The sequence below is a fragment of the Paraburkholderia phenoliruptrix genome, assembly GCF_902859825.1.
Lineage (GTDB): Bacteria > Pseudomonadota > Gammaproteobacteria > Burkholderiales > Burkholderiaceae > Paraburkholderia > Paraburkholderia phenoliruptrix.
The window spans coordinates 74,782-99,010 of the sequence record NZ_CADIKB010000026.1 but is presented as its reverse complement, the minus strand read 5'-3'; the positions used below and the strand labels follow the sequence as shown (position 1 = coordinate 99,010).

Annotated in this window: 19 protein-coding genes; 3 read left to right on the top strand and 16 right to left on the bottom strand. The window is 63.0% G+C overall.

Annotation, left to right across the window (positions count from 1 at the left end; translation table 11 throughout):
- Nucleotides 1-255: 255 nt before the first annotated feature.
- Complete coding sequence (locus HV711_RS22830; protein ID WP_013589107.1) at nt 256-1,068, top strand: GNAT family N-acetyltransferase; 813 nt, start codon at nt 256-258, stop codon at nt 1,066-1,068.
- Between the two features lie 119 nt (nt 1,069-1,187).
- Here the strand turns inward: HV711_RS22830 and ppx are convergent, their stop codons facing one another.
- A complete protein-coding gene (ppx, locus tag HV711_RS22825) occupies nt 1,188-2,813 on the bottom strand; it encodes an exopolyphosphatase (protein ID WP_015003355.1) in 1,626 nt (541 codons plus the stop codon).
- Nucleotides 2,814-3,015: 202 nt separating this feature from the next.
- Between ppx and ppk1 the strand changes: the two genes are divergently transcribed.
- Nucleotides 3,016-5,079, top strand: coding sequence for a polyphosphate kinase 1 (ppk1, locus tag HV711_RS22820; protein ID WP_013589109.1), 2,064 nt, complete (start codon nt 3,016-3,018; stop codon nt 5,077-5,079).
- A 108-nt stretch (nt 5,080-5,187) separates the two neighbouring features.
- Here the strand turns inward: ppk1 and phoR are convergent, their stop codons facing one another.
- The 11 genes from phoR to HV711_RS22765 all read right to left on the bottom strand — a co-directional run bounded on the left by phoR (nt 5,188) and on the right by HV711_RS22765 (nt 17,394).
- Entirely contained in the window at nt 5,188-6,501 is a 1,314-nt protein-coding gene (gene phoR, locus HV711_RS22815; protein WP_035482150.1) for a phosphate regulon sensor histidine kinase PhoR, read from the bottom strand.
- A 45-nt stretch (nt 6,502-6,546) separates the two neighbouring features.
- On the bottom strand, nt 6,547-7,248 hold the full coding sequence (phoB, locus tag HV711_RS22810; protein ID WP_006051991.1) for a phosphate regulon transcriptional regulator PhoB: 702 nt from the start codon (nt 7,246-7,248) through the stop codon (nt 6,547-6,549).
- A 27-nt stretch (nt 7,249-7,275) separates the two neighbouring features.
- On the bottom strand, nt 7,276-7,980 hold the full coding sequence (phoU, locus tag HV711_RS22805) for a phosphate signaling complex protein PhoU (protein ID WP_013589111.1): 705 nt from the start codon (nt 7,978-7,980) through the stop codon (nt 7,276-7,278).
- 27 nt (nt 7,981-8,007) lie between these two features.
- Nucleotides 8,008-8,856 carry a phosphate ABC transporter ATP-binding protein PstB gene (gene pstB / locus HV711_RS22800; protein WP_006051989.1) on the bottom strand — a complete coding sequence of 283 codons (849 nt, stop codon included), beginning with the start codon at nt 8,854-8,856 and terminating at the stop codon, nt 8,008-8,010.
- A gap of 17 nt (nt 8,857-8,873) precedes the next feature.
- On the bottom strand, nt 8,874-9,770 hold the full coding sequence (gene pstA / locus HV711_RS22795; protein WP_028363610.1) for a phosphate ABC transporter permease PstA: 897 nt from the start codon (nt 9,768-9,770) through the stop codon (nt 8,874-8,876).
- The gene (pstC, locus tag HV711_RS22790) at nt 9,767-10,768 is read right to left on the bottom strand and encodes a phosphate ABC transporter permease PstC (RefSeq protein WP_035482152.1); all 1,002 of its coding nucleotides are present in this window, start codon (nt 10,766-10,768) and stop codon (nt 9,767-9,769) included. The genes pstA and pstC overlap by 4 nt, the downstream gene beginning before the upstream one ends.
- A 203-nt stretch (nt 10,769-10,971) precedes the next feature.
- Nucleotides 10,972-12,003 carry a phosphate ABC transporter substrate-binding protein PstS gene (pstS, locus tag HV711_RS22785; protein WP_015003360.1) on the bottom strand — a complete coding sequence of 344 codons (1,032 nt, stop codon included), beginning with the start codon at nt 12,001-12,003 and terminating at the stop codon, nt 10,972-10,974.
- A gap of 332 nt (nt 12,004-12,335) precedes the next feature.
- Nucleotides 12,336-13,694, bottom strand: a complete 1,359-nt coding sequence (gene glmM / locus HV711_RS22780) for a phosphoglucosamine mutase (RefSeq protein WP_035482153.1) — start codon at nt 13,692-13,694, stop codon at nt 12,336-12,338.
- 26 nt (nt 13,695-13,720) lie between these two features.
- Nucleotides 13,721-14,533, bottom strand: a complete 813-nt coding sequence (gene folP / locus HV711_RS22775; RefSeq protein WP_035482154.1) for a dihydropteroate synthase — start codon at nt 14,531-14,533, stop codon at nt 13,721-13,723.
- 172 nt (nt 14,534-14,705) lie between these two features.
- On the bottom strand, nt 14,706-16,595 hold the full coding sequence (gene ftsH / locus HV711_RS22770; protein WP_013340014.1) for an ATP-dependent zinc metalloprotease FtsH: 1,890 nt from the start codon (nt 16,593-16,595) through the stop codon (nt 14,706-14,708).
- 136 nt (nt 16,596-16,731) lie between these two features.
- Nucleotides 16,732-17,394, bottom strand: coding sequence for an RlmE family RNA methyltransferase (locus HV711_RS22765; RefSeq protein WP_035482157.1), 663 nt, complete (start codon nt 17,392-17,394; stop codon nt 16,732-16,734).
- A gap of 213 nt (nt 17,395-17,607) precedes the next feature.
- On the opposite strand from HV711_RS22765, the gene HV711_RS22760 reads away from it, so the two are divergent.
- Nucleotides 17,608-18,135 carry a YhbY family RNA-binding protein gene (locus tag HV711_RS22760; protein WP_013589119.1) on the top strand — a complete coding sequence of 176 codons (528 nt, stop codon included), beginning with the start codon at nt 17,608-17,610 and terminating at the stop codon, nt 18,133-18,135.
- A gap of 84 nt (nt 18,136-18,219) precedes the next feature.
- On the opposite strand, the gene HV711_RS22755 is transcribed toward HV711_RS22760, so the two are convergent.
- The 4 genes from HV711_RS22755 to carA all read right to left on the bottom strand — a co-directional run bounded on the left by HV711_RS22755 (nt 18,220) and on the right by carA (nt 24,035).
- Nucleotides 18,220-18,729, bottom strand: coding sequence for a DUF4149 domain-containing protein (locus tag HV711_RS22755; protein ID WP_013589120.1), 510 nt, complete (start codon nt 18,727-18,729; stop codon nt 18,220-18,222).
- Between the two features lie 20 nt (nt 18,730-18,749).
- The gene (gene greA / locus HV711_RS22750; protein ID WP_013589121.1) at nt 18,750-19,226 is read right to left on the bottom strand and encodes a transcription elongation factor GreA; all 477 of its coding nucleotides are present in this window, start codon (nt 19,224-19,226) and stop codon (nt 18,750-18,752) included.
- 230 nt (nt 19,227-19,456) lie between these two features.
- Entirely contained in the window at nt 19,457-22,711 is a 3,255-nt protein-coding gene (carB, locus tag HV711_RS22745; RefSeq protein ID WP_028363618.1) for a carbamoyl-phosphate synthase large subunit, read from the bottom strand.
- Between the two features lie 154 nt (nt 22,712-22,865).
- Complete coding sequence (gene carA / locus HV711_RS22740; protein WP_013589123.1) at nt 22,866-24,035, bottom strand: glutamine-hydrolyzing carbamoyl-phosphate synthase small subunit; 1,170 nt, start codon at nt 24,033-24,035, stop codon at nt 22,866-22,868.
- Between the last annotated feature and the right edge of the window lie 194 nt (nt 24,036-24,229).

Here is a 24,229-nt window from a genome sequence, read left to right as displayed (position 1 = left end):
GGCGGTTCTCCTTGGTTCCCTGTTCGGGAGGTTGGTCCTGGAAACCCGATTCTCTCGGATTCCACTGGCGAACCGCCGCCTTCAACCTTCAACTACGCCTGGGACATTGCCTCGGGTAACCGAGCAGCGCACTGCGCAGTTCACCGACTGGCTTACATCCAGTCATCCAATCGTCACAGCTTTGCCACGCGAGCGTCACCGGGCGTTACTACATTGGCGAAAAAAGACTCACCCTTTTTCGACCAGGACGCCCCAATGCGAGAACTGCCGACGCCTACCCTGCCCCTCGCTTCGATCTTCGAGTCGCGTCGCCTGCCCCGCGCTGAAGAGACGGTTACCGCGCAACACCGGCTGCGAGTCACGTGGGCTCGCACCGACGAAGAGCTTCGCGAGGCGCAGCGTCTGCGTTACCGTGTGTTCGCCGACGAAATGGGCGCGCGCCTCGCGGGCCCTGCCGGCCTCGACGTCGATTCGTTCGATCCATACTGCGATCACCTGCTGGTGCGCGACCTCGATACGCTGAAGGTGGTCGGCACCTACCGCGCGCTGCCGCCGCATCAGGCCGCGCGCATTGGACGCCTCTACGCGGAAAGCGAGTTCGACATCTCCCGTCTCACGCATCTGCGCGCGAAGATGGTGGAGGTGGGCCGCTCGTGCGTGCATCCCGACTATCGCAGCGGCTCGGTGATCATGTCGCTGTGGGCCGGCCTTGCGGCCTATATGAAGCACAACGGCTACGAGACGATGCTCGGCTGCGCAAGCGTCGCGATGGTCGACGGCGGCCACTATGCAGCAAACCTCTATTGCTCGCTGCGCGACAGCGCGCTCACGGCGCCGGAATATCGCGCATTCGCGCACACGCCGCTGCCCGTGGACGAACTGCAAACGGGCGCCAATGTCGCGCCTCCGCCGCTCGTCAAGGGATATCTGCGTCTCGGCGCGAAGATTTGCGGCGCGCCCGCGTGGGACCCGGACTTCAATACGGCCGATTTCCTGACCCTATTCCGTCTTTCGGACATCAATGCGCGCTACGCCCGCCACTTCCTCGGCGACGCATTGCCGCGCTAGGCGCGCACGCGCAGCGCCGGGTGCATGAATACAACAAGCAGAAAAGCCCGGCAAAAACCGGGCTCTTCTTCATCTTCAGCCTGCTTCGCCCAAGCGCGGGAAAGGCTCGGCGTCATGCATCAGTCGTCCGTATAGACCACTCGATACGGAATGCCAACCTTTTCCCACTCTGCCGCCTCCTGAATCAGGCTGTAGTCAGTGAGCGGATTATTGGCGACCCATTCATTGGGCAAACGCACCTCATAACCGCCGTTCGCCTGCGCGACCGTAATGCCGGGCAGCCCGACGTCGGCACGCCGGCGGCACAACAATGCCGCGAGCCGCAGACAGAACAGCAACGGCCACTCGACCTCGCGCGTTTGCGACAGCTTGCCGAGCTTGCCTGCATGACCGAGCACGAGCGAGGCGAGCCGCGCCTGGTCGGTGCGCGAAAAGCCGGGCATGTCCGCGTTGCTCGCGATATACGCCGAATGCTTGTGATACGCGCTGTGCGAAATCGACAAGCCGATTTCGTGCAGCGCCGCTGCCCAGCCGAGAAACATGCGATTTTCGACGCGGCGTTCTTCGTCCGGCTCCGCGAACTGATCGTAGAAACGCACCGCCAGCTCGCCGATGCGCCCCGCCTGCGGGCGGTCCACGCCGTAGCGGCGCATGAAGCCTTCCACGGTCACCGTGCGCATGTCTTCATGCTGCGAACGGCCGAGCAGATCGTAGAGCACGCCAAGGCGCAACGCGCCGTCCGTCGTATCGACGTAATCGACGCCCAGTTCGTCGAACACCGCGATCATGATCGACAGACCGCCGGCCAGGACGGGAATACGGTCCGCCTTCAGCGCAACGAGCTTCAGCCGATTGACGTTTTCCGCCTTGATCAACGCGCGCTTCAGGCGCTCGAGGCCGCCGCGCGAAATGCCGTGCGTCACGCCGGGGTCGTTAAAGCCGTTCGCCTCGACCAGTTCGGCGAGCGCGCGCGCCGTGCCCGACGAACCGATGGCCTGCTCCCAGCCCGTCTTTTTGTATTCCGACGAAATGATCTGGATTTCGCGGCCCGCGGCGAGTTCGGCCTGACGCATCGTGTATTCGTCGACGTTGCCTGCGGGGAAAAATGCCCGGCTATGGCTCACGCAGCCGATATACAAGCTCTCCATCTTGATCGGCGTGTAATGCGAGCCGATGATGAACTCCGTCGAACCGCCGCCGATGTCGACCACGAGCCGCTTGCCGGGACTCGCCGGCACCGAATGCGCGGCGCCAGCGTAGATGAGCCGCGCTTCTTCGCGGCCCGCAATCACTTCGATCGGAAAGCCGAGCGCCGCTTGCGCTTCACCGAGGAATTCGCCGGCATTCTTTGCGATGCGCAGCGTGTTGGTCGCAACCGCGCGCACGTGATCGGGATGAAAGTCGCGCAGGCGCTCGCCGAAGCGCTTCAAGGCGTCCCAGCCGCGCACCTGCGACGCCCGGTCGAGCATTTTGTCGCGCGACAGACCCGCGGCGAGCCGCACCGGCTCGCGCAACGCATCGACCTGATAGATCTGGCTGCCGGCGTCGGTTTCCTCGACCCGGCCGACGATCAGCCGGAAGCTGTTCGAACCGAGATCGACGGCAGCAAGGAGTTGTGGGGTATTGACCATCGGGTATGCGGACTCCATGCGCGCGAGCGCGGCAGCGGTGGATGCGAGCAAGGCGGAACCTCCGCCAGAGGTTCCCGGCGCCTTGCGACCGGCCGCGCTGTTCAAAGACGCCATTCTAAGCGTACCGGAGCTCACGATGTCACCTCGCGGAGATGGGGGTGCCCCATGCTCCCATACGAACTGCGTCATCTTGACGACAGGCGAGGAACACAGCGTAGAATTTATAACATCGAGAATGTCATAACAATGTCATCATATTGTGAGAATTTCCGAGCGTCTTTCCGCCCCTATATCCGAAATTCCATTCTCGCTGCCGATGTCCATCCGCTACCCCTTATTGAACCGCGAGCTGGGCATTCTGGGTTTCAACGAGCGTGTGTTGGCGCAGGCTGCCGACCCCGCCGTCCCTTTGCTCGAACGCCTGCGTTTCATCTGCATCACCAGCAGCAACCTCGACGAGTTCTTCGAAGTCCGCATGGCCGGTCTGCAGGAGCAGATGCGCGACAATCCCGGCGCGCTGTCGCCTGACGGCATGTCGCTGCAGCACGTGTACGACCTCGTGGTCGAGCGTGCGCAAAAGCTCGTGCATCGGCAGTACACCATGCTGCACGACACCGTGCTTCCCGCGCTCGAGGCGGAAGGCATCTATTTTCACGGCACGGAAGCGTGGAGCGAAGCGCAGACCGAGTGGGCGCGCAATTATTTCTTCGACGAACTGCTGCCCGTGTTGACGCCGATCGGCCTCGACCCGGCGCATCCGTTTCCGCGCGTGCTCAACAAGAGCCTGAACTTCGTCGTCGAGCTGGAAGGCAAGGACGCCTTCGGCCGCCAGGCGATGATGGGCATCGTGCAGGCACCGCGCGCGCTACCGCGGCTCGTGCGCATGCCGCAGGAACTATCGGGCTATCCGCATGGCTTCGTGCTGCTGAGCTCGCTGTTGCAACGCTTTGTCGGCGAGCTGTTCCCCCATCTCGTCGTGCGCAGCTGCAACCAGTTCCGCATTACGCGCAACAGCGAGCTGTTCGTCGACGAAGACGAAATCACCAACCTGCGTGTCGCGTTGCAGGGCGAACTGCCGGCGCGGCATCTGGGCAACGCGGTGCGGCTCGAAGTATCGGCGGAAACGCCCGCGCATGTCGTGCGGCGCCTGCTCGACGAAAGCAGCCTCAGCAATAAGGACTGCTACTACGCGAACGGTCCTGTGAATCTCGTGCGTCTCATGCAGTTGCCGGAAATGGTGGATCGGCCGGACCTGAAGTTCGTGCCGCACATTCCCGCCATTCCCGCGCCGATTGCTAACGCCGCCAGCATGTTCGACGTGATCGATCAGGGCGACGTGCTGCTGCATCATCCGTACGAGAGCTTTCAGCCGGTGCTCGAGCTGCTGCTGCAAGCGGCCAAAGACCCGAATGTGGTCGCGATCAAGCAGACCATCTACCGCACGGGCACCGACTCGCCGCTCATGGATGCGCTGATGCAGGCCGCGCGCAACGGCAAGGAAGTGACGGTGGTGGTCGAACTGCTCGCGCGCTTCGACGAAGAAACCAACATCAACTGGGCGGCGCAGCTGGAAGCGGTCGGCGCGCATGTCGTGTACGGCGTGGTGGGCCACAAGTGTCACGCCAAAATGATGCTGATCGTGCGACGCGCAACGGTGGGCGGCAAGACGACGCTCAAGCGCTACGCACACCTCGGCACCGGCAATTATCATCCGCGCACCGCACGTCTTTATAGCGACTTCGGTCTGATGACCGCCGATCCGAAAATCTGCGAAGACGTGCATCACGTGTTCCAACAGCTTACCGGCATTGGCGGCGAACTGAAGCTGCACGAGTTATGGCAGTCGCCCTTCACGCTGCATCCGAAGCTGGTGGAGGCCATCCGCGCCGAAGCCGACCATGCGCGCGCGGGCAAGAAGGCGCGCATTGTCGCGAAGATGAACGCGCTGCTGGAACCCACGGTGATTGCGGAGTTGTACGAAGCGTCGCAGGCTGGCGTGAAAATCGACCTGATCGTGCGCGGCGTATGTTCGCTGCAGCCCGGCGTGCCGGGCCTCTCCGAGAACATCACGGTGCGCTCGATTGTCGGGCGCTTCCTCGAGCACCATCGCATCTATTATTTCTACGACGACGGTCGCGAGCAGGTGTATCTGTCGAGCGCGGACTGGATGGATCGCAACTTCTTCCGCCGCGTCGAAGTCGCGTTTCCGGTCAACAATCGGCGGCTCAAGCGCCGCGTGATCGCCGAAGGTCTCTCGGCATTTCTTGGCGACAATCAATCGGCGTGGCTCATGCAAAGCGACGGCCATTACCGCCGACGCCGGCCCGGCAAGTCCTCGCGCAACGCGCAGATGAGCCTGCTCGCGAAGTTCTGTTCGTGAATCGGGGTGCTCGCCTCAACGAGCGCTGAAGTCTTACGAAGCGCCTCGCGCGGTCAGAGAAAAAAAGCCCGCTGCTTAGCGGGCTTTTTTTTCTCTGACCGTCAGCTGTCATGCATGCGCCGGCTGCCGCCGCGCCGTGCGATACAGCGGAAATCTCACGGAAAACGTACTGCCCCGCCCTTCTTCGCTTTTGACGTCGAGTTGCGCATCGTGCCGTTGCAGCACGTGCTTGACGATCGCGAGTCCGAGACCGGTGCCTCCCGTATCGCGCGAGCGGCTGCGGTCGACCCGATAAAAGCGCTCGGTCAGACGCGGAATGTCCGCGGCCGGAATGCCGAGGCCGCTATCGGTCACCGCGAAGACCGCCGCACCGCCCTGCGTGAGCCAGCTCACCTTGATGGTGCCGCCGTCAGGCGTATAGCGGATCGCGTTGGTCACGAGATTGCCGAACGCGCTCAGAATCTCGGTTTCGACGCCCGTGACGGTCAGGCTTTCGTCGGCTTCGAAGGTGATGGTGTGGTGATCGCTCGACAGGCTTTCCGCGTCGTCGCGCAAATGGCGTAACACCGCGCGCATGTCGATCATCTGATCGCTCGGCGGCTTGTTGTCGCCCTCCAGTTTGGCAAGCACCAGTAGATCGTTGACGATGTGCCGCATGCGCGACGCCTGCTGCTCCATCAGGTCGAGATAGCGCGTGCGCTCCGCTTCCGCGAGCGGCAATTCGCGCATCGTCTCGAGAAAACCCGACAGCACCGTGAGCGGCGTTTTCAGTTCGTGCGACACGTTGGCCACGAAATCGCGGCGCATCGCATCCGTTCTTTCCAGCTCGGTAATGTCTTGCGACAGCACCAGCTTGCGGTTCTCGCCATAAGGGAACACCTGCACGGAGAGCACGTTTTGCCGCTTCTCGCCCATGCCGCGCATGATCAGCATTTCTTCGTACTGGTGCGAATTCAGGTACCGCACGAAGTCCGGCTGACGCACCAGATGCGTGATGTGCTGACGCAGATCGCGCTTCGCGTCGAGGCCGAAATGCACTTCGGAGATGGCATTGCACCACTCGATCTGGTCATGATCGTCGAGCATGGCCACCCCATTCGGCGAGGCCTGAATCGCCTGAATGAAGCGCGAGTGCTGCTGTTCGACCTGGCGCACCTGCGCATGCCAGCGCTTCGCGAGCTTGTGCAGACGGTAGTAGATTTCGCCCCAGATGCCGGGCGCACTCGGCACCTCGCCGTAGACCGGCGCGTCGAGCAAACGCCACAAACGCTCTTTATGGAAGGTGCCGACGAGGCTCTGCACGAGCAGCATGACGACCGCGAGGATCAATGCCGCCTTTACGTTCACGAATGCGCCGACCACCGCGCACAGTATGGCGAGCAGCACGATCGAAACGATGGAGCGCGCCCAGATGATGTTCATGGTCTAAACGATCGAAGAGAACGGCATGCGCGCCGCGGCGAGAGGTCAAGCGCTCTTGGCCAGACGGTAGCCGCTGCCGCGGACCGTCTCGATCATAGCATCGCAACCCGCCGGCTTGAGTGCCGCGCGCAGACGCTTGATATGCACGTCCACCGTGCGCTCTTCGACGAACACATGGTCGCCCCACACCTGATCGAGCAATTGCGTGCGGCTGTGCACGCGCTCGGGGTGCGTCATGAAAAAGTGCAATAGACGGAATTCGGTCGGACCGAGGTCCAGCTTGATCTCGCTGCCTTCGGCGTGCGCGGCCACCCGATGCGTAGCCGGGTCGAGCTTGAGCCCGTTGATCGCGACCACGTCTTCGGTGAGTTGCGGCGCGCGGCGGCGCAGCACCGCCTTGATGCGCGCCATCAGCTCTTTCGGCGAAAACGGCTTGGTCACGTAGTCGTCCGCGCCGATTTCGAGGCCGAGCACCTTGTCCTGCTCGTCGCCGCGCGCGGTCAGCATGATGATCGGGATGTGCTTCGTGCGTTCGTTGTTGCGCAGGTCGCGCGCGAACGCAATGCCCGACTTGCCCGGCAGCATCCAGTCGAGCAGGACGAGGTCAGGCAATACGTCGCTGATCAGGTTCTGCGCCTGTTCCGCGTTGTACGCGCGAATCGGGCAGTGTCCGGCGTGTTGAAGATTGACCGAGATCAGTTCGGAAATAGCGGGCTCATCTTCAATGACGAGAATGCTGCTGGGCATCGGCACCTCTGGTCCTTATCTCTGGATTTAACTGAGCGCTTCGCGTTCGAGCGCGTCGCGCGACTTGTGCCGCACGTCCGTACCCTTCACGATGTAAATGATGAATTCCGCGATGTTCTTCGCGTGGTCGCCGATCCGCTCGATCGCCTTCGCGATGAACAGGAAGTCGAGTCCCACGGAAATGGAGCGCGGATCTTCCGTCATATACGAAATCAGCTTGCGCACGAACGCGCGGAATTCCTCGTCGATCGCCTTGTCGTCGCGCACGATCTGCGCGGCGGCGACCGTGTCGAGGCGCGCGAATGCGTCGAGCGCGCGGCGCAGAATCGACACCGCCATTTCGCCCGACAATTTGATCTCGGCGATATTGATGGTGCGCGACGCGCCGTCTTCCATGAGACGCTTCGTGCGCTTGGCGATTTTCTCGGCTTCGTCGCCGGCTCGCTCGAGATTGGTAATGGTCTTCGAAATCGCAATCAACAGGCGCAGGTCGCGCGCGGCCGGCTGACGGCGCGCGATGATGTTGCTGCACTCCTCGTCGATTTCCACTTCCATCGTGTTCAGGCGATCTTCGGCGGCGATAACCTGCTCGGCGATCTCAAGATCGAATTCGTTGAGCGCCTGCATGGCTTTGACGATCTGCGATTCGACGAGGCCGCCCATTTCGAGCACCTTCGAGGAAACCAGATTCAGGTCGGCGTCGAACTGGCTGGAGAGGTGTTTGTCGGACATGTCGTACTCCGTTGGGTTGCCCGGCGCTTAGCCGAAGCGGCCAGTAATGTAGTCTTCCGTTTCTTTGCGGACCGGCTTGATGAAGATCTTTTCGGTGTCGCCGAACTCGATCAGCTCGCCAAGGTACATATAGGCAGTGTAGTCCGAACAGCGGGCCGCCTGTTGCATGTTGTGCGTGACGATCACGACCGTGTAATCGCTCTTCAATTCGGCGATCAGTTCTTCGATGCGACCCGTCGAAATCGGGTCGAGCGCCGAGCACGGTTCGTCGAGCAGCAGCACTTCAGGACGGATCGCGATGCCGCGTGCAATGCACAAACGCTGCTGCTGGCCGCCCGACAGGCCATAGCCGCTCTGGCCGAGCTTGTCCTTCACCTCGTTCCATAGCGCCGCCTTGGTCAGCGCCCATTCGACGCGGTCGTCCATTTCCGAGCGCGGCAGCGACTCGAACATTTTCACGCCGAACGCGATGTTGTCGTAGATGGACATCGGAAACGGCGTCGGCTTCTGGAACACCATGCCGATGCGCGCGCGCAGCAGCGAAATATCGCGCTTCGAGGTCAGCAGGTTTTCGCCGTCCATCAGGATCTCCCCTTCGGCGCGTTGCTCCGGATAGAGCGCATACATCTTGTTGAACGTACGCAGCAACGTCGACTTACCGCAACCCGACGGGCCGATGAACGCCGTCACCTTGCCTTCGGGAATCTGCAGGTTGATGTTCTTCAGCGCGTGATACTTGCCGTAGAAGAAGTTCAGGTCGTTGACCTCGATCTTCGGGCGTGACGGCGAAGGCTCCTGGCCGCTTTGCGCGGGATCGAAACCGGCGGGCGCAGTGGGACGCGAGATCGGATTGAGTTGAGTTTCTGCCATGTTCATCGGATTACACTCCGCCCTTACTTGTTCGAAAAGATCGTGCGCGCGAGGATGTTCAGTCCCAGCACCGCGAGCGTGATCAGGAAGACGCCGGCCCACGCGAGCGATTGCCATTGCGCGAACGGACTCATCGCAAACTTGTAGATCGTGACGGGCAGATTGGCGACCGGCTGGCCCAGATCCGCCGAAAAGAACTGGTTCGACAACGCGGTGAAAAGCAGCGGCGCGGTCTCGCCGGCGATGCGGGCCACCGCCAGCAGCACACCGGTGACGATGCCGGCCACGGAAGCCTTCAGCGTGATCGACAGCACCATCTTCCACTTCGGCGTGCCGAGCGCGAACGCCGCTTCACGCAAGGCGTTAGGCACGAGCTTCAGCATATTTTCGGTCGTGCGGATCACGATCGGAATCTGCAGCAGCGCGAGCGCGAACACGCCGGCCCAGCCGCTGAAGTGACCCATCTTCGCGACGACCAGCGCGTAGACGAAGAGACCGACGACGATGGACGGCGCCGACAGCAGAATGTCGTTGATGAAGCGCGTGACGCTCGCGAGCCAGCGCTTTTGCCCATACTCGGCGAGATAGACGCCCGCGAGAATACCGATCGGCGTACCGACGAACGTTGCGATCACAACCAGCAGCAGGCTGCCGACAATCGCGTTGGCGAGACCGCCGCCGTCGGTATTCGGCGGCGGCGTGGACTGCGTGAACAGTTCGATGGACAACCCGCCGACGCCGAGGCGCAGCGTCGTGTACAGAATCCAGATCAGCCACAGGAGACCGAAACCCATCGCCGCAAGCGACAGCGTCAGTGCGATCGCGTTCTGCATGCGCCGGCGCCCTTGCAGACGCTCGCGCATTTTCTCGAGCGCGGCGGCGTCGCTCGAGCCCGGCATGTTCAAGGTGGGCTGGCTCATTTCGCGCCCTCCCCTTTCTCGAGACGAAGCAGCATGATCTTCGAAATCGCCAGCACGATGAATGTGATCACAAAGAGAATCAGGCCGAGTTCCATCAGCGCCGACGTATGCAGGCCCGGGTCGGCTTCGGCGAATTCATTGGCGAGCGCCGACGTGATGCTGTTGCCCGGCGAAAAGAGCGACACGTTGTCGAGCAGGTTCGTATTGCCGATCACGAAGGTGACGGCCATGGTTTCGCCGATTGCGCGGCCGAGGCCGAGCATCACGCCGCCGATCACGCCGCTCTTCGTGAAGGGCAGCACGATCTTCCACATCACTTCCCACGTCGTGCAGCCGATGCCGTAGGCCGACTCCTTCAGCAGTACGGGCGTGACTTCGAAAACGTCGCGCATCACCGACGCGATGTACGGAATGATCATGATGGCGAGAATCACGCCGGCGCACAGAATGCCGATGCCGATGGGCGCGCCCTGGAACAGCGCGCCGACGACCGGAATGCCGCCGAGCACCGCGCCGAGCGGCTTCTCGAACCACGTCGCGAAGATCGGCGCAAACACGAGCAGGCCCCACATGCCGTACACGATCGACGGAATCGCGGCCAGCAGTTCGATCGCGATGCCGAGCGGCCGGCGCAGCCACGCGGGCGAGAGTTCGGTCAGAAAAAGCGCGATGCCGAAGCTGACGGGCACCGCGATGATGAGTGCAATGATGGACGTGGCAATCGTGCCGTAGATCGGCACCAGCGCGCCGAATTGCTTGCTGGGCGGATCCCATTGCGCGCTCCACAGGAAGCCGAGGCCGAACTGCCTGATCGACGGCATGGAAGCGATGATCAGCGAAACGATGATGCCGCCGAGCAGCATCAGCGTCACGATGGCGGCGAGGCGCGCAAGGCCGCCGAAGATCACGTCGCCGGCGCGGCTGGGCGCCTTCTGCTGCGACGCGCCGCCGGGCGGAGTCGCCCTCGGTGCGCCGGACGCTAATTGGATATCGGACATAAGAGCCTGATGGACCTTTTCCAGTTGCCATGCGACGTATGTCGCGCGGCGGGTCATGCATGTGTGCACTGTGATCCGGGCCCCGCTTCGGCGGGCAGAAATCCGCCGGTAAAAGCGGCGCCGGTCAATGCCATTGGCCGTCCTCACACGAGGACGGCCAATGTGTTACATGAAGCCGTGGCGGATGACCGCTGCGGCCACGCTTACTCGGCGAGCGGCTTGCCCGACGCGTCCTTCACCTTCGACTTCCACTGCGTCTTGATTTCCGACACGACGGAATCCGGCAGCGAGATGTAGTCCAGATCGTTTGCAGCTTGCGTGCCGTTCTTGAACGCCCAGTCGAAGAACTTCAGCGTTTCGCTGCCTTGCGGCGCCTTTTCCTGCGTCGTGTGCAGCAGCACGAACGTTGCGCCGACGATCGGCCATGCGTTCTTGCCCGGCTCGTTCGTCAGGATCTGGTAGAACGACTTCGACCAGTCCGCGCCCGCAGCCGCTGCCTTGAACGTATCCGTCTTCGGCTCGACGACCGTGCCCGTCGAGTTCTTCAGCGCGACGTAGGTCATGTGGTTCTGCTTCGCGTACGCCCATTCCACATAGCCAATTGCGCCCGGCAGACGTTGCACGAAGGCGGCGACGCCGTCGTTGCCCTTGCCGCCCGTGCCGGTCGGCCAGTTGACCGTCGAACCTTCACCGACCTTCGACTTCCACTCGGTGTTGACCTTCGACAGGTAATTCGTCCAGATGAAGCTCGTGCCCGAACCGTCGGCGCGGCGGACCACAGCGATGTCGGTGTCCGGCAGCTTGATCTTCGGATTCAGCGCGACGATCGCCGGATCGTTCCACTTCTTGATCTTGCCCAGATAAATGTCGCCCAGCACTTCGCCCGAAAGGACCAGCTCAGCCGGCTTCACGCCCGGCACGTTGACGACCGGCACCACGCCGCCGACCACCGTCGGGAACTGGAACAGGCCGTCCTTCGCGAGTTCGTCGTCCTTCAGCGGAGCGTCCGAGCCGGCGAAATCGACCGTCTTCGCGATGATCTGCTTGATACCGCCCGACGAGCCAATGCCCTGGTAGTTCACCTTGCCGCCGCCCGACTTCTGGTAAGCGTCGGCCCACTTCGTGTAGATCGGTGCTGCGAAGGTGCTGCCCGCGCCGGTGATGTCGGCTGCCTGTGCTGCCATCGCGAAAAACGCGCCAGCGACGCCAGCGAACACGGTTTGCATCAATTTCATCGAAACCTCCAAGGTGTGAGCGGTATGAAACACGAACACCGCGAAGCTTAGGGTCTCTTTGTGACAGTAACGTGACTAACCGTGAAACGCATGTGACAGTGCGTTTACTAACGTGAAAGGCGTTGCAGCGGAAAAGTCAGCGGTTTGATGGCGCGTGGCCGATGCCTGTACAGATTAGGCGAAAAAGAGGGGGCGCGAACGTTTGCGAGCGCGCGGCGCGGCTTTCGCGCGCTGCGTGGCAAGGTTCGTATGCTGATGACGCGCGGCGTGCTGCAGGAAGGACGGAGCGCCCCGGCGATGTGCTCCGTCCATGCGTGTAAATAAATGTCCGCTTAAGCCGTTGCCTGCTGCACGGCCGCCGCGATCGACTCCGCATGGCGGACCGCGTCGTCGACGTGTTCCGCTTCGACCATCACGCGCAGCACCGGCTCCGTGCCCGAAGCGCGAATCAACACGCGCCCGCGGCCATCGAGCGCGTCTTCCGCGCTCGCAATTGCGCGACGGATCGTGTCGCTGCTTTTCCAGTCGGCGTCCGGCTTCATGCGCACGTTGATCAGCTTCTGCGGGAACAGCGTGACGCCGTCGAGCAGTTCGGCGAGCGTCCGGTCGCTGCGCTTCATGGCGGCGAGCACGAGCAGCGCCGAGACAATGCCGTCTCCCGTGGAATGGCGATCCAGCGACAAAATATGGCCGGAGCCTTCCGCGCCGAGCTGCCAGCCGTGCTCGCGCAGCTGTTCGAGCACATAGCGGTCGCCCACGGCCGCGCGCACGAACTTCACGCCGGCCGCCTGCAACGCGACTTCGACGGCCATATTGGTCATCAGGGTGCCGACCGCGCCTTCCACCTTGCCGTCCGTCGCGATGCGGTCCTTGACCAGCACGTACAGCAGCTCGTCGCCGTTATAGAGGCGCCCCGCTGCGTCGACGACCTGCAGACGGTCGGCGTCGCCGTCGAGCGCAATGCCGAGGTCCGCGTGGTTCGCGCGCACCGCGCGCACCAGCGCGTCCGGCGCCGTGGCGCCGACGCCGTCGTTGATATTGAAGCCGTTCGGCGCGACGCCGATCGGAATCACCTCCGCGCCCAGCTCGTGAAAGACGTGCGGCGCGACGTCGTACGCGGCACCGTGCGCGCAGTCGACCACCAGCTTCAGCCCGCGCAGATCGAACGCCGCCGGAAAGGTGCTCTTGCAGAACTCGATGTAGCGGCCGGCCGCGTCGTCCAGCCGCCGAGCCTTGCCGAGCTGCTCCGACGCCGCACAGGCGAGCGGCAGCTCCAGCTGTTCTTCGATCTGCGATTCGACCTCGTCGGGCAGCTTGTTGCCGTCGGCGGAGAAAAACTTGATGCCGTTGTCGTAATACGGATTGTGCGACGCGCTGATCACGACGCCGGCCGCGAGCCGCAACGCGCGCGTCAGATAGGCAATACCGGGCGTGGGCATCGGACCGGCCAGCATCACGTCGACACCGGCGGCCGAAAAGCCCGATTCGAGCGCCGCTTCGAGCATATAGCCCGACACCCGCGTGTCCTTGCCGATCAGCACCGTGGGCCGTGTGCCCGTGCGCGCCCAACGGTCCGCGCCGACCAGCACCTTGCCTGCCGCATAGCCGAGCCGCAGCACAAACTCCGGCGCAATGGGGCCTTCGCCGACTTTGCCCCGAATTCCGTCCGTGCCGAAATAACGACGTGCCATCTTGTGTGTTCCTCCTTGCTTGTGGCTCAGCTGCGCGGGCCGGCGTGATTCGCCGCGTCGCGCAGGGCTGCCCATACTTTCAATGCGTCTACGGTTTGCGCGACGTCGTGCACGCGCACGATGGCTGCGCCGCGTTCGGCTGCCAGAACCGCTGCCGCCACGCTGCCCGCCACGCGCTCCGGCGCCGGGCGGCCGGTGACCGCGCCGATCATGGATTTGCGCGACATGCCGGCGAGAATGGGGTACGGCGGCTCGGCACGCGGCGCGGTGTCCGCGAGACGTGCGAGCAGCGCGTAGTTATGCTCGACCACCGCCTTGCCGAAGCCAAAGCCCGGGTCGACGCTAATTCGCTCGCGCGCAATGCCGGCCTGCCTGAGCACCGCCACCCGCTCCTCCAGGAACTGACGGACTTCGCCGACGACCTCGCCATAAGCCGGCTCGCCCAGCTGCATGGTTTGCGGCTCGCCCAGCATATGCATCACGCACAGGCCGCAGTTGCTCTCGCGCACCGCTTCGACGGCACCCGGCATGCGAAAGCCCCAGATATCGTTGATCAGGTCGGCGCCGGCAATCAAGGCGCGCCGCATCACTTCGGGTTTGTAGGTATCGACGGAAAGCGGCACGTTGGCGCCGTGCAGTTGCTCGATAAGCGGGATCACGCGTTCGAGTTCTTCGTCGAGCGGAACCGGCGGGGCGCCGGGGCGCGTCGATTCGCCGCCGATGTCGATCATGTCCGCGCCTTCGAGCATCATGCGCTCGGCGTGGCGCAGCGCATCGCCGCGCATCGCGTGCTGGCCGCCGTCGGAGAAAGAATCGGGCGTGACGTTCAGGATGCCCATGACCAACGGGCGTTCGAAGCTCAGCTTGAATCGGCCGCACTGCAGCGGCTCGGGAAGGGAAGGTGGAGAGAAAGCGGGTGTGGGCACGTAGCGTTGCGTTAAATGAATGCGGATAAATGCAAAACGGGCCGGTGTGGAAACACACCGGCCCGCACTTTCTACTGACAGCCGATCAGGCCGGCGCCGTCGCGCTGCCCGGCTTGACCTCGGTGCCGGGGCTGCCGCCCGACGACGCGTCGCTGGCCGACGGCGGCGAGCTCTTCGGCGAGCGCGGCGGACGTCCGGCCATGATGTCGTTGATCTGATCGGAATCGATCGTCTCCCACTCCATCAGCGCGGCGGTCATGGCCTCGACCTTGTCGCGGTTTTCTTCCAGCAGGCGCTTGGCGAGGTTGTATTGCTCGTCGAGCACGCGGCGGATCTCCGCGTCGACCTTCTGCTGCGTCGCTTCCGAAATGGTGCGCGTGAAGCCGCGGCCGAAGGGCGTGGCGTCGTTTTCGTCGTCCACGTAGACCATCGGTCCCAACGCGTCCGTCATGCCGAAGCGGGCCACCATGGCGCGCGCGGTTTGCGTGGCCTTGTTGAAGTCGTCCGACGCGCCCGTGCTGATCAGGTTCAGGAACAGCTCTTCCGCGACGCGGCCGCCGAACAGAATCGCGAGACGGTCGAGCAGATAGTCTTTCGAGTACGTTTCGTTGTCGTGCTCCGGCAACTGCCACGTAACGCCCAGCGCGCGGCCACGCGGAATGATCGTGACCTTGTGCACCGGATCGGCCTTCGGCAGCAGCTTCGCAATCACGGCATGGCCGGACTCGTGGTATGCGGTGGCGCGCTTCGACTCCTCGCGGATCACCGCGGACTTGCGCTCCGGACCCATGAAGATCTTGTCCTTCGCGTCTTCGAAATCGGTCATTTCGACAATGCGCTTGCCGCGGCGCGCCGCGAACAGCGCCGCTTCGTTCACGAGGTTCGCCAGATCGGCGCCCGAGAAGCCCGGCGTGCCGCGCGCAATGACCGCTGCGTCGACGTCATTCGAGATCGGCACCTTGCGCAGGTGGACCTTCATGATGTGCTCGCGGCCGCGGATGTCCGGCAGACCGACATACACCTGACGGTCGAAACGGCCCGGACGCAGCAGAGCCTTGTCGAGCACGTCCGAACGGTTCGTGGCAGCAATCACGATGACGCCGGAGTTCGCCTCGAAACCGTCCATTTCGACGAGCATCTGGTTCAGCGTCTGCTCGCGCTCGTCGTTGCCGCCGCCCATGCCGGCGCCGCGATGACGGCCGACCGCGTCAATTTCGTCGATAAACACGATGCATGGCGCGTGCTTCTTGGCCTGCTCGAACATGTCGCGCACGCGCGCCGCACCCACGCCGACGAACATTTCGACGAAGTCCGAACCCGAGATGCTGAAGAACGGCACCTTCGCTTCGCCCGCAATGGCGCGCGCGAGCAGCGTCTTACCGGTTCCCGGCGGGCCGACGAGCAGCACGCCGCGCGGAATACGGCCGCCCAGCTTCTGGAATTTCTGCGGATCGCGCAGGAAGTCGACCAGTTCGGAGACCTCTTCCTTCGCTTCGTCGCAGCCGGCGACGTCGGTGAAATTGATTGCGTTGTTGTTTTCGTCGATCAGACGCGCGCGCGACTTGCCGAACGAGAAGGCGCCGCCTTTCCCGCCCCCTTGCATCTGTCGCATCATATAGAACCAGAAACCGATGATCAGGATCGTCGGCCCGAGGTAATACAGCGCGGAAACCAGCGCATTGGGTTCGTCGTCAGCCTTGCCGCTCACCTGAACGCCGTACTTCATCAGATCGCCGACCATCCAGATGTCGCCGGGCGATACGATCTGGTACTTCTGGCCGTCTGCTGGAGTGACCGTGAGGTTCCGCCCCTGGACAATGACGTTCTTGACTTTGCCGTTCTTCGCGTCGTCCATGAACTGCGAATAGGAAACGCCTTCCTGGACACGGGGCTTGTCGAACTGCTTGAACACCGTAAATAGCACCAGTGCGATAACCAGCCACACTGCTGCCTTCGAAAACATATTGTTGTTCAAAGCACCACTCCTTCACTTAGACGGGCGCCTACATTTGCCTTGCGGCACCACGAAAGCATTCTAATCCAGTCCGCAGACCCCTGCCATAAGGTTTCGCTACCACAGAAATAGCATGGCGGGGGCTGCGCGGGACGCCCTAGACGGGCTTCTTCAGATGCTTACCCAAAATAAACGTTTCTGACGACTTGTCCCGCGAAGCCTTGGGCTTGCGGGCAGCCACCACCTTGAACTGGCGCTTGAACTTTTCGACAATCTGGCTGTAACCGCTGCCGTGAAAGCATTTGACTAAAAGGGCTCCATCCGGTTTCAGGTGATTTTGCGAGAATTCCAGCGCGAGATCACACAAATGCTCGATTCGCGCCGCATCCGCCACCGCCACTCCCGACAGGTTGGGCGCCATATCCGAAATTACAAGATCGACTTGCCGCTCGCCGACTAATTCTTCCAGCTGAACCAGCACGGAGTCTTCGCGGAAGTCGCCCTGAATGAAGTGGACGTCGGCGACGGGCTCCATCGGCAGGATGTCGAGCGCGATGATCGTGCCGTCGATGCCGCCCTCGCGCTCCGCGTCGCGCTGCGCGCCTTTGGCGAGCTTGTTGCGCGCGTACTGGCTCCAGCTGCCCGGCGACGACCCGAGATCCACGATCACCTGCCCCGGCCGGATGAGCTTGTCCTGCTCGTCGATTTCCTTCAGCTTATAGGCGGCGCGGGCGCGATAGCCTTCCCGCTGCGCCATTTTCACGTACGGATCGTTGATGTGGTCATGCAGCCACGCCGTATTGAACTTGTTTTTTGCCATTAAACGTTGAACTCTTGCTGCGTCATGTCACGCTTTAGCGGATAATACGCGGTTAATTCGCGCGGCGACCGCCAGAAAACCGGCTGTTATCCGCGATTCTGTTGTCCTTGCGCGCCGCCTGCCGCAGTGTCCCAATCGTGTTCCGCTCCACCGCGTCGAAAGACGGGATGGGGAACGCAGGTGCCGCCATTTTAGTCGAGTCTCCCACTTCACATGCCCGCCCTCAAAGTCTCCTCCGACCAACGCGCCGAGTTGCGCTCCCAGGCACATGCGCTCAAACCGGTCGTGCTCATCGGCGCGGAAGGCTTGACTGACGCCGTGCTCGCCGAGATCAAGGTTCACCTCGCCGCTCATCAGCTCATCAAGATCCGCGTATTCGGCGACGAACGCGAGGAACGGATCGCGATTTACGAACAGATCTGCGACACGCTGAACGCCGCGCCGATCCAGCATATCGGCAAGCTGCTCGTCATCTGGAAGCCGGAAGCGGCCGCCCAGCCCGCGGCGAAAGCCAAACGCGGCACCCTGCCGAGCGCGCGCGAAGCCGCGGTCGAAGCCAAACCCGGCAAGGGCCGCGCGCCACGTGTCGTCAAGGTCGTGAAGCCGAGCGAAGTGCCCATGCGCAAGCCCAAGGCGAAGGCGGTGCTGGTGCGCGGCAACGAGCGCGTCACGCAAGGCGGGAACATCAAGCGCGCGAAGAAGCGCCAGACCAGCACGAAGCGCGCGCATCAATCGAAGTAAGCCGGCCGGCCAAGGTGCGGCGAGATCCGCGCCCGGGCCGCGCCGTGGCTTGTGGGCGGCTCGCGTTGAGCGGTTTCCGCTTCCCTAGCCCGCCGCCTCTCCGGGAACGTCGCGCGCGCCCTGCCGCGCGGCGCCGGCTCCGCTGTCCACGGGCAGCTTCCACACGAGCGCAATGCCGAGCAGGCTTTCGATCAGATAAAACACGCTGGACACACCGTGCAGCATGCCAAAGCGCGCTGCATAGGCGGAATGCGCGAGGTCCGTGCCCGCTTCAAGTGCCGCGACGCGCATCGCGTTCATGAACGGCTGCAACGCGAAGTACCCGACGAGCACGCAGATCAGCATGCCGGCCACGAGCCAGCGCAAACGCCGATAGGCATTGCCGCCGCGCCGGACCATCACGTTGGCGAGACCCAGCAGCAAAATGCCGCAGACGGCGCCCAGCACGCCTTCTATGCGAAACAACTGAGCCGCCACCGCGCCTGCCGTCGTCCGGTCGAGCGAACTGAACAGCACCGGCGCAACGGCATAGCCAATGGTCAGCAGACTGCCGACCCACACGACCGTCAAGAGACGAAAAATTCGATGCGGCATCAGAGACACCGGAGCCGCCTTCAAACGTAGCTGACCGCGATGATTTCGTACTCGCGCACGCCGCCCGGCGCCTGCACCGACGCCACGTCGCCTTCCGATTTGCCGATCAGCGCGCGCGCGATCGGCGAGCTGATGGAGATCAGACCATGGTCGATGTCCGCTTCGTCGTCGCCGACAATCTGATATTTGACCGACGCGCCCGACTCCAGGTCTTCCAGTTCGACTGTTGCGCCGAACACCACGCGGCCGTCAGCCTCTACTTGCGACGGGTCGATCACCTGCGCGCCCGCCAGCTTCGATTCGATTTCGGCAATGCGGCCTTCGATAAAGCCCTGTTTTTCTTTCGCGGCATCGTATTCCGCGTTTTCGGACAAATCGCCCTGCGCGCGCGCTTCCGCAATCGAGTTGATCACGGCGGGACGCTCGACCGATTTGAGTCGCTGCAATTCGTCGCGCAGCATGTCTGCGCCGCGCTTGGTCAATGGAATAGTGCTCATAAACAACTCTCGAGAAAACGCCGGGCCGCTTCCAGTTTTCGTAGCCCTATTCGGGATCTGGCGCAAAAGCGGCAGAAGCGGGCGCTGTGGAACGAAAAACGGCCGTAAAAAAAATCACCGCGGTTAAGTGCATTTCGCGGGAGCCGGCGGCCGGGGGAAAACCCCGACCACAGCACCTGCGAAACGCCGCTTAACCGCGGCACTTACATCCTGGACAGGTATTTGAAGCCTTAGTTTAGGCGAGCGTGCAAGCCTTGTAAATCATAGACTTCCAGGTCCTTCAGGTAGCGCAGGCCCTCGACCGCCGCGCGCGCGCCCGACATGGTCGTGTAGTACGTGACCTTGTTCGCCTGCGCGCTCATGCGGATCGAGCGCGAATCGGCAATGGCGGCACGGGTTTCGTCGACGGTCGTGAAAACCAGCGCAATCTCGCCGTTCTTGATCATGTCGACGATGTGCGGACGGCCGTCCTTCACCTTGTTGACCACCTTCACCGGTACGCCGGCCGCTTCGATCGCGGCAGCCGTGCCTTTGGTCGCCACGATCGGATAGCCGAGCTCGTGCAGCATGCGTGCGACTTCGACGGCCTTCGGCTTGTCGGCGTCCATCACGGTCAAGAGCACCGTGCCCGACTCCGGCAGGCGCGAACCCGCCGCGAGTTGCGACTTGAAGAGCGCCTCGCCGAACGTGCGGCCCACGCCCATCACTTCGCCGGTGGAACGCATTTCGGGTCCGAGCACCGGATCGACTGCCGGGAACTTGACGAACGGGAACACCGCTTCCTTCACGCTGAAATACGGCGGCTCGATTTCCTTCGTCACGCCTTGCTGGGCAAGCTTCTGGCCGACCATGGCGCGCGCGGCGATCTTGGCGAGCGGCAGGCTCGTCGCCTTCGACACGTACGGCACCGTGCGCGACGCACGCGGATTCACTTCGAGCACGTAGATGATGTCTTCTTTCGAACCGTCCGCCTGCGGAACCTGCTGGATCGCGAACTGCACGTTCATCAGGCCCACCACGTTCAGTGCCTTCGCCATTGCACCCGTCTGACGCTTCAGTTCGGCCACGGTCTCCTTCGACAGCGAGTACGGCGGCAGCGAGCAAGCCGAGTCGCCCGAATGCACGCCCGCCTGTTCGATGTGCTCCATCACGCCGCCGATGAACACCGCGTCGCCGTCGGAAATGCAGTCCACGTCGCATTCGATCGCGTCGTTCAGGAAGCGGTCGAGCAGCACCGGCGAATCGTTCGACACCTTCACGGCCTCGCGCATGTAGCGCTCCAGATCGCGCGGCTCGTGGACGATTTCCATGGCGCGGCCGCCCAGCACGTACGACGGACGCACGACAAGCGGATAGCCGATTTCGTCGGCGAGCTTGAGCGCTTCGTCTTCGGCGCGCGCCGTGCGGTTGGGCGGCTGACGCAGGCCGAGGTCCTGCAGCAGCTTCTGGAAGCGCTCGCGGTCTTCTGCCGCGTCGATCATGTCCGGCGACGTGCCGACGATCGGCACGCCGTTCGCCTCGAGATCGAGCGCGAGCTTCAGCGGCGTCTGGCCGCCGTATTGCACGATCACGCCGACCGGCTTTTCCTTGTCGACGATTTCGAGCACGTCTTCGAGCGTGAGCGATTCGAAGTACAGGCGGTCGGACGTGTCGTAGTCGGTCGAAACGGTTTCAGGGTTGCAGTTGACCATGATCGTTTCGTAGCCGTCTTCGCGCATGGCGAGCGCGGCGTGCACGCAGCAGTAGTCGAACTCGATGCCCTGGCCGATCCGGTTCGGACCGCCGCCCAGCACCATGATCTTTTTGTTGCTGGTCGGATTCGCTTCGCACTCTTCCTCGTAGGTCGAGTACATATACGCGGTTTTGGTGGCGAATTCCGCCGCGCAGGTATCCACGCGCTTGTACACCGGGCGCACGTTCAGCTCGATGCGGCGTGCACGTACGTCCGCCGGCTTCGCGCCGAGGAGCTTCGCGAGACGGCGATCGGAAAAGCCGCTTTGCTTCAGATACTTGAGCTCTTCTTTCGAGAGGCTGGCCAGCGTACGGCCCGCCAGCGCCTTTTCCTTCAGCACGATCTGTTCGATCTGCGCGAGGAACCACGGGTCGATCGACGTCTCTTCGAAGATCTCTTGCGCCGTCATGCCGATACGAAACGCGTCGCCCACGTACCAGATGCGGTCCGGGCCCGCTTCGCCGATCTCGCGAATGATCTCGTCGCGATTCGTGGTCTTTTCGTCCAGACCATCCACGCCGACTTCGAGGCCGCGCAGCGCCTTCTGGAACGACTCCTGGAAGGTGCGGCCGATGGCCATGACTTCGCCGACCGACTTCATCTGCGTGGTCAGGCGCGAATCGGCTTCGCGGAATTTCTCGAACGCGAAGCGCGGAATCTTCGTGACGACGTAGTCGATAGTCGGTTCGAACGAGGCCGGCGTCTGGCCGCCGGTGATTTCGTTCTTCAGCTCGTCGAGCGTATAGCCGACAGCCAGCTTGGCGGCGACCTTGGCGATCGGGAAGCCGGTGGCCTTCGACGCCAGCGCCGACGAGCGCGACACGCGCGGATTCATTTCGATCACGATCATCCGGCCGTCTTTCGGATTGATCGAGAACTGCACGTTCGAGCCGCCGGTGTCCACGCCGATTTCGCGCAGCACCGCGAGCGACGCGTTACGCAGCACCTGATATTCCTTGTCGGTGAGCGTTTGAGCCGGCGCGACGGTGATCGAGTCGCCGGTGTGGATGCCCATCGGGTCCAGGTTTTCGATCGAGCAGACGATGATGCAGTTGTCCTTTTTATCGCGGACCACTTCCATCTCATACTCTTTCCAGCCGAGCAGCGATTCTTCGATCAGCAGCTCGCGGGTGGGCGACAGATCCAGGCCGCGCTTGCAGATTTCCTCGAACTCTTCGCGGTTGTAGGCAATGCCGCCGCCCGATCCGCCCAGCGTGAACGACGGACGGATCACGACCGGATAGCCGCCGGAGCCGGTTTCCGCCGCGATGCGCGCGTGGACCTGCAGCGCTTCTTCCATGGAATGCGCGGTGCCCGACTTGGCCGAACCGAGGCCGATCTTCGTCATCGCGTCCTTGAACTTCTGGCGGTCTTCCGCCTTGTCGATGGCTTCCGGCGACGCGCCGATCAGCTCGACCTTGTACTTGTCCAGCACGCCGTGCGCGTGCAGGTCGAGCGCGCAGTTCAGCGCCGTCTGGCCGCCCATGGTCGGCAGGATCGCGTCGGGGCGCTCCTTCGCGATGATGCGCTCGACCACTTCCCACGTGATCGGCTCGATGTAGGTAACGTCGGCCGTGTTGGGGTCGGTCATGATCGTCGCCGGATTGCTGTTGACGAGAATGACCTTGTAGCCTTCCTCACGCAGCGCCTTGCAAGCCTGCGCGCCCGAGTAATCGAACTCGCACGCCTGGCCGATGATGATCGGACCCGCGCCGATAATGAGAATGCTCTTGATGTCTGTCCGCTTGGGCATAACGCTCTCGCTAATTTATTCCTGTGTCGACCGGAGTTGGCGCTTCAGCGCCTTACTCCCGGTCCACGCAACTTGTTTGCCATTCTTTCCGTCGACGCGCGCCGCCTGTGCGGGTGCGCGCTGTGCCTTTCGCCGCTCTTCGCCGGGCTCCTGCTTATGCCGCCGCAGTCTTGCCGGCCTCGGTCTTGCCGGCCTTTTTCGCGTCCATCAACGCGGTAAAGCGGTCGAACAGATACGCGATGTCGTGCGGACCCGGCGACGCTTCCGGATGGCCCTGGAAGCAGAATGCCGGCTTGTCGGAGAGCGCGAAGCCTTGCAGCGTGCCGTCGAAGAGCGACACGTGCGTCACGCGCGCGTTGGCGGGCAGCGTGGCGGCATCCACCGCGAAGCCGTGGTTTTGCGACGTGATGACCACGCGGCCGTCTTCCAGATCTTTCACCGGATGGTTCGCGCCGTGATGGCCCGTCTTCATCTTGACGGTTTTCGCGCCGAGCGCGAGACCCATGATCTGATGGCCGAGGCAGATGCCGAAGGTCGGGATGCCGCGCTCGATCAGCTCTTTCGTGGCCTGAATCGCGTAGTCGCACGGCTCCGGGTCGCCCGGGCCGTTCGACAGGAAAATGCCGTCCGGGTTGAGCGCGAGCGCGTCCGCCGCGCTCGCCTGCGCCGGCAGCACGGTGACGTGGCAGCCGCGCTCGGCCAGCATGCGCAGAATGTTGTACTTGACGCCGTAATCGAACGCGACGACACGGTACTTCGGCGCGTTCTGCTTGCCGTAGCCCTCACCCAGACGCCATTCTGTCTGCGTCCATTCGTAGCGTTCCTTCGTCGACACGACCTTGGCGAGGTCCATGCCCGCGAGGCCCGGGAACGAGCGCGCGAGTTCGACGGCCTTCGCTTCGTCGTCGGAACCGGCGAGGATTGCGCCGTTCTGCGCGCCCTTGTCGCGCAGCACGCGAGTCAGCTTACGGGTATCGAGGCCGGCGATGGCCACCACGCCTTCGTCCTGCAGATACTGGCTGAGCGTGCGCTCCATGCGGAAGTTCGACGCGAGGACCGGCAAGTCGCGAATGATCAGCCCGGCGGCATGGACTTTCGTCGCTTCGACGTCTTCGGCGTTCACGCCGACGTTGCCGATATGCGGATACGTGAGGGTCACGATCTGGCGCGCGTAGCTCGGGTCAGTCAGGATTTCCTGATAGCCGGTGATAGCCGTGTTGAACACGACTTCGCCGATGGTATGCCCGGGGGCGCCGATCGAATAACCACGAAAGACCGTGCCGTCGGCGAGCGCGAGCAGAGCGGGAGAAAATGACGGCAACACGGGAGACTCCTTGGGGGAACACCCTGTTGCCGACCTGCCTATCCGGTTTGCGAGCCGCAGCGGACAGCATCGTGCGATGCGCGCGCAGACTCGCTCGCGTACTGCCGTTGACGTTGCAAGGGGCGCGATGGGTCCATTGTGTGGACGGATCGGCAAGGTGCGGGCCCTTCTTGCGACGCCTGTGGCGCGCGGCG

Bases quoted from the DNA above. Each gene is read 5' to 3' on its own strand.
- HV711_RS22830 (WP_013589107.1), top strand. From the start codon at position 256: ATGCGAGAACTGCCGACGCCTACCCTGCCCCTCGCTTCGATCTTCGAG.
- ppx (WP_015003355.1), bottom strand. From the start codon at position 2,813: ATGGCGTCTTTGAACAGCGCGGCCGGTCGCAAGGCGCCGGGAACCTCT.
- ppk1 (WP_013589109.1), top strand. From the start codon at position 3,016: ATGTCCATCCGCTACCCCTTATTGAACCGCGAGCTGGGCATTCTGGGT.
- phoR (WP_035482150.1), bottom strand. From the start codon at position 6,501: ATGAACATCATCTGGGCGCGCTCCATCGTTTCGATCGTGCTGCTCGCC.
- phoB (WP_006051991.1), bottom strand. From the start codon at position 7,248: ATGCCCAGCAGCATTCTCGTCATTGAAGATGAGCCCGCTATTTCCGAA.
- phoU (WP_013589111.1), bottom strand. From the start codon at position 7,980: ATGTCCGACAAACACCTCTCCAGCCAGTTCGACGCCGACCTGAATCTG.
- pstB (WP_006051989.1), bottom strand. From the start codon at position 8,856: ATGAACATGGCAGAAACTCAACTCAATCCGATCTCGCGTCCCACTGCG.
- pstA (WP_028363610.1), bottom strand. From the start codon at position 9,770: ATGAGCCAGCCCACCTTGAACATGCCGGGCTCGAGCGACGCCGCCGCG.
- pstC (WP_035482152.1), bottom strand. From the start codon at position 10,768: ATGTCCGATATCCAATTAGCGTCCGGCGCACCGAGGGCGACTCCGCCC.
- pstS (WP_015003360.1), bottom strand. From the start codon at position 12,003: ATGAAATTGATGCAAACCGTGTTCGCTGGCGTCGCTGGCGCGTTTTTC.
- glmM (WP_035482153.1), bottom strand. From the start codon at position 13,694: ATGGCACGTCGTTATTTCGGCACGGACGGAATTCGGGGCAAAGTCGGC.
- folP (WP_035482154.1), bottom strand. From the start codon at position 14,533: ATGGGCATCCTGAACGTCACGCCCGATTCTTTCTCCGACGGCGGCCAG.
- HV711_RS22765 (WP_035482157.1), bottom strand. From the start codon at position 17,394: ATGGCAAAAAACAAGTTCAATACGGCGTGGCTGCATGACCACATCAAC.
- HV711_RS22760 (WP_013589119.1), top strand. From the start codon at position 17,608: ATGCCCGCCCTCAAAGTCTCCTCCGACCAACGCGCCGAGTTGCGCTCC.
- HV711_RS22755 (WP_013589120.1), bottom strand. From the start codon at position 18,729: ATGCCGCATCGAATTTTTCGTCTCTTGACGGTCGTGTGGGTCGGCAGT.
- greA (WP_013589121.1), bottom strand. From the start codon at position 19,226: ATGAGCACTATTCCATTGACCAAGCGCGGCGCAGACATGCTGCGCGAC.
- carB (WP_028363618.1), bottom strand. From the start codon at position 22,711: ATGCCCAAGCGGACAGACATCAAGAGCATTCTCATTATCGGCGCGGGT.